Consider the following 4,805-nt stretch of genomic DNA (forward strand, 5'->3'; position numbering starts at 1 on the left):
TGCGAGACCACCACGCTCAACGCCCACGGTCCCCGCAACTCCCATCGATCACGGGTGTTGCGAGGACCGTTAGAACCCAAGCCCGGGCAGGGCCTTACGCGTTGGAGCGGGCGACGAGAATCGAACTCGCGCTATAAGCTTGGGAAGCTCATGTTCTACCATTAAACTACGCCCGCGTGACGAGCCGTCAGGAACTGCTCGATCATGCATCATGCTACCCCATCCCGCGAGTGGAGCCGCTATCGGTCCGGGAGGCGGGGGTGTTGCGGCGAGGCGGCGTGGGGGATGTCCGGAAGATCCCCTAATGTGACGCTGTCCTGCGGTGGAGGCGGCCAGCGGGGGTCGGCGCTGCGGGGGAGTGGAGTAGGGGAAAGCGTGGGAAGGGGATCGATGGAGCAGCGGACTGTCGTTCGTTGTGCCGAGGGGCACCTGTTCAGTACGGGGACGTTTCCGCTGCAGAATCTGGGGGCGGGGCGGCTCGGGCCGGGGCGGTTGATCAGATGTCCGAAGTGCGGGCGGATGCGCAGCTCGGTTCCGGCGGATGTGAGTGAGCTGTCGGCGCCGGAGTTGGCGCGGGCGCTGCGGTTGGATGCCGCGCAGCAGCCTGCCTGAGGCTGGTTCGAGGACGGTCGGCGCCCTTCGCGGAGGGCGCCGACGCACGTCCGGGGGTGAGCAGGATTGGGAGGACGCGCGCACCAGCACGTAACCTCGAAGCGTGCTGCTCTCTGATAAGGACATCCGTACCGAGATCGACAAGGGTCGGGTTGTCATCGACCCCTTCGACCCCACCATGGTCCAGCCCTCCAGCATTGACGTGCGGCTGGACCGCTTCTTCCGGGTGTTCGAGAACCACCGGTACCCGCATATCGACCCCTCCGAGGAGCAGCCCGACCTCACTCGGCTGGTCGAGCCCGAGGGCGACGAGGCGTTCATCCTGCACCCGGGTGAGTTCGTGCTGGCCTCGACGTTCGAGGTGATCAGCCTCCCCGACGACGTCGCGTCCCGACTGGAGGGGAAGTCGAGCCTCGGCCGGCTCGGGCTGCTGACGCACTCGACGGCGGGGTTCATCGACCCGGGCTTCAGCGGGCACGTCACGCTGGAGCTGTCGAACGTCGCGACGTTGCCGATCAAGCTCTACCCGGGGATGAAGATCGGGCAGCTCTGTCTGTTCCGGCTCTCCTCGCCCTCCGAGCACCCGTACGGCTCCGCGCGCTACGGCTCGCGCTACCAGGGGCAGCGCGGGCCGACGGCGTCGCGTTCGTTCCTGAACTTCCACCGCTCCGACGTGTAGAGACGTGTAGAGACGCGTAGAGACGTCTGGAGACGCGCAGCGGAGCGGCGTCAGACCCGCTTCGGGCGGGTCACCGCAGTGAGTTCACTGCCGTCCTCCGAGAGGGTCAACTCAGTCCGCAGGTCGGCGAGTTGGCCGAGGCGGTGCAGATGGGTCCCGCCGCAGGCGATCTCGGCGGGGCCGGCGGGGAGTTCGCAGTGCCAGCGGCGGCGGGCGGTCAGCTCGGGGCCGGGGACCTCGATCCGCACGGGCGCGTCGGCCGCGACCCAGGCGGCGAGCCGCGCGTTGACGTCCGCGGTGATGGCGGGGAGCGCGTCGGCCAAGGACGGCAGGTCCTCGGTGGCCTCGGCGCCGAAGCCCTTCTTGCGCAGCGACTTGCCGAGCCGGTAGACGTCCGTGCTGGCCTCGGTGTCCATCACCGACGAGGCCATCGCGAGGCTGTCGAAGTCGGGGTTGCCGAAGGCGTCGGAGCGGCCCGGGTCCTTGCGCCAGCGCGGCGCGAGGGCGGCGTTGAGGGCCAGCGCCAGCAGGTGGCAGCCGGTGTGCGCGGCGCAGAGGGCGGAGCGCCGGTCGGCGTCCACCGCGAGCGTGACGGGCAGACCCACGGCCGACTCGGCGGGCGCCTCGGCCAGCACGTGCAGGACCAGCCACGACCACGCCTCGTCGCCGCGGCGCACCGGGATGTCGGCGCCGACGAGCAGCTCGGGACCGTCCGGGCCCACCGCGCCGGTCAGGCAGTCCACCACGGCCAGCTCGGCTCCGGCCAGCGTCAGCGTGCCGGTGTCGGCGGGCTGGTCGGGCCAGGTGTGGTCGAGCGGGTGGAAGGGGGTGGCGGCGGTGACGACGCCGTACCGTCCGTCGGCGAGCGGGTGGACGGCAAGGACGGTCGACTCGCCGGTCACCGCCCCGGCGGGGAAGCTGACCAGCGTGGTGGGGAGGGTCATTCGGTGGCTCCGTGCATAGGGGTAAAAGGGGTAAGGGAGAGGGGTAAGGGAAGAAGAGAAGGTCAGCCCAGGACCGGCAGCTTGATCATCACCAGCAGCGCGAGCAGCTGCAGCGAGGCCGCGCCGAGCGCCTTGCCCCACGGCAGGTCGTGGATCCGGCGGACCATGCTGGTCAGCAGGAATCCGCAGTACAGCCAGCTCAGCAGCCCAAGGCCCTGCACGACCGCGCTGCCCGACGGCAGCACCAGGGCCGGCAGCAGGCGCGGCACGTCGGTGGTCCAGCCGATCAGGACCGCCAGGCCGACCGTCGACTGCCAGGGGCCGTCGCCGCCGAGCTGCCTGGCCAGCGCGTACGTCACCGCGCCGAGCATCAGCCCGGCCAGCGTGAAGCCGACCGCAGCCCCGGCGAGCGACCAGGCGGCCACCGAGAAGGACGAGTTGAGTACCTCGTTGTGGGTGTCGCCGAAGCCGAGCACGGCCAGCAGGCCGTAGCAGAGCGAGATCGTGAGGGCGGGCAGCCAGAGCTGGTGGTCGCGCATCTGGTCGAAGGTCCTGGACGGCGTCCGGGTGATGCCGGACAGCAGCGCGCGCCACGCCAGCCGCGGGCCGCCGGCGCGCGGGGCGGTGCGGCCGCCGGCCCGGTAGGTGGCGACGTTGTCGTGACCGTAGCCGGGCGGGTACGCGATCTCCGGCTCGGTGGCGGGATGCCCCTGCCCATAGGGGGCATAGGGAACCTGCTCGCCCACCGGGAACGCCCGGGTGCGGCCGAGCGTGTCGCCCTGGCCCCCACCGAAGCCGTCGTCCCCCCGGTACGGGTCGTGCGGCGACGGAGCGCCGAAGTACTCGGGCTCGCCGCCGCCCCACCCGTTGTCATATCCGTTGCCAGCCACCCTCCGAAGGTACCCGGAAAGGCGGTTCGGAGCCCGGCCGATCAAGGAATGCGGGCACTTTGCAGCACGCCTGTAACCCGCACCCACCCGACACCCACCCGGCCGTCCAACGGCTACTGCTGGAGCACCGATCCGTGCACCGCCGCCGCCGTGGTCTGCCCGGCCGGGCAGCCGCCGGGGCCCGCCGTGGTGCGCACCGCGCCGACCGGCAGCAGGACGCCGCAGGCGATCCGGATCCCGCTCGGCAGCTCGTTGTCGGCCTCCACGGTCGCGCCGTCGCCGATCACGGCGCCGTCCAGCGAGGTGCGGTCACCGATGACGGCGTACGCGCCGACGATGGAGTCCTTGACGAAGGCGTCCGCCCCGATCGTCGCGCCCGGCAGCACCACGCTGCCCTCGACGATCGCACCGGCCGCGACCACCGCACCGGCGGCGACCACCGTGCCGGAGCTGAGCACCGCGCCCGGGTCCACGGTCGCGCCCTCGAGCAGCAGAGCGTCACCGGTCGGGCCGGGCACTGCCGGCGAGTCCACCTTGCCGAGCACCAGGTCGGCCGAGCCGCGCACGAACGCGGCCGGCGTGCCGAGGTCCAGCCAGTACGAGGTGTCCACGACGCCGCGCACCAGCGCGCCGGTCTGCAGCAGCTCGGGGAAGGTCTCCCGCTCCACGGACACCGGGCGGCCGGCCGGGATGCGGTCGATCACCGAACGGGTGAAGACGTAGCACCCGGCGTTGATCTGGTCGGTGACGATCTGCTCGGGGGTCTCCGGCTTTTCCAGGAACTCCAGCACCCGGCCGTCCTCGTCGGTCGGGACCAGGCCGAAGGCGCGCGGGTCCTCGACCCGGGTGAGGTGCAGCGTGACGTCGGCGCCGGCCGCGACGTGGCCGTCGCGCAGGGCGGCGATGTCCAGACCGGAGAGGATGTCGCCGTTGAAGATCAGCACCGGCTCGTCGGGGCCGCAGGTCAGGCCGGCGGCGGCGTTGCGGATCGCACCGCCGGTGCCGAGCGGCTCGACCTCGGTGAGGTAGACCAGCTCGATGCCGTAGGGGGATCCGTCGGCGAAGTGCTCCTCGAAGACCTCGGCCAGGTAGGACGTGGCCAGCACCACACGGGTCACCCCGGCGGCCGCGGCACGCGCGAGCTGGTGCGCGATGAACGGCACACCGGCGACCGGCAGCATCGGCTTCGGGGTGTGGGTGGTGAGCGGACGCAGCCGTGTGCCCTGGCCACCGACCAGCATGATCGCTTCGGTCATGGTGCTTTCTCCCCTTGCGTTCCGGTCAGCGGCCCGGCCTGTGGAGTGGTGCCAGGTCCGTCGCTTCGGTGCTTGTTCCTGCCGCCACATGCTGGTGGCCACGGGTCCTGTCGCCAGGCCGCCCCGAGCCGCGGTGGTGCGCGACGTATCGGGGCAAGCAGCCTGCCCCGGGTGATAACACCCGGGGCAGGCATCATATGTGAGCGCCAAAGGCGCAAGCACATTCCCTCGTTCGCCGAACGAGAGCCGAACGGGACTAGACGCCGACGCTCTCCACGGGCTCGGCGGGCGCCTCGGGAAGCGCCTTCACCGAGTCCAGCAGCAGCTGCGCGACGTCGACGACCTTCAGGTGCTCCTTCGCGGCGCCCTCGTTCTTCTTGCCGTTGACGGAGTCGGAGAGCATCACCAGGCAGAACGGGCAGGC

Annotated in this window: 3 protein-coding genes, 1 tRNA gene and 1 pseudogene; 1 reads left to right on the forward strand and 4 read right to left on the reverse strand. The window is 71.2% G+C overall.

All coding sequences use genetic code 11. The annotated features are described in order from the left end of the window. Positions 1 to 102: 102 nt before the first annotated feature. Positions 103 to 176: transfer RNA gene (locus tag P3T37_RS36890), tRNA-Gly, on the reverse strand. A gap of 539 nt (positions 177 to 715) precedes the next feature. Between P3T37_RS36890 and dcd the strand changes: the two genes are divergently transcribed. Then, positions 716 to 1,291, forward strand: coding sequence for a dCTP deaminase (dcd, locus tag P3T37_RS36900; protein WP_280728340.1), 576 nt, complete (start codon positions 716 to 718; stop codon positions 1,289 to 1,291). 50 nt (positions 1,292 to 1,341) lie between these two features. Here the strand turns inward: dcd and P3T37_RS36905 are convergent, their stop codons facing one another. The 3 genes and pseudogenes from P3T37_RS36905 to P3T37_RS36915 all read right to left on the reverse strand — a co-directional run. Next, positions 1,342 to 2,235: a metal-dependent hydrolase gene (locus P3T37_RS36905; protein ID WP_280728341.1), complete on the reverse strand. Its 894-nt coding sequence runs from the start codon at positions 2,233 to 2,235 to the stop codon at positions 1,342 to 1,344. 62 nt (positions 2,236 to 2,297) lie between these two features. Next, positions 2,298 to 3,125 (reverse strand): Yip1 family protein, encoded by an 828-nt coding sequence (locus P3T37_RS36910; protein ID WP_280728342.1) that lies wholly within the window; start codon positions 3,123 to 3,125, stop codon positions 2,298 to 2,300. Positions 3,126 to 3,307: 182 nt separating this feature from the next. Then, positions 3,308 to 4,381, reverse strand: a pseudogene (locus tag P3T37_RS36915) (NDP-sugar synthase); the annotation flags it as partial. Between the last annotated feature and the right edge of the window lie 424 nt (positions 4,382 to 4,805).

This window comes from Kitasatospora sp. MAA4, assembly GCF_029893355.1.
In the GTDB taxonomy this organism is placed as follows: Bacteria; Actinomycetota; Actinomycetes; order Streptomycetales; family Streptomycetaceae; genus Kitasatospora.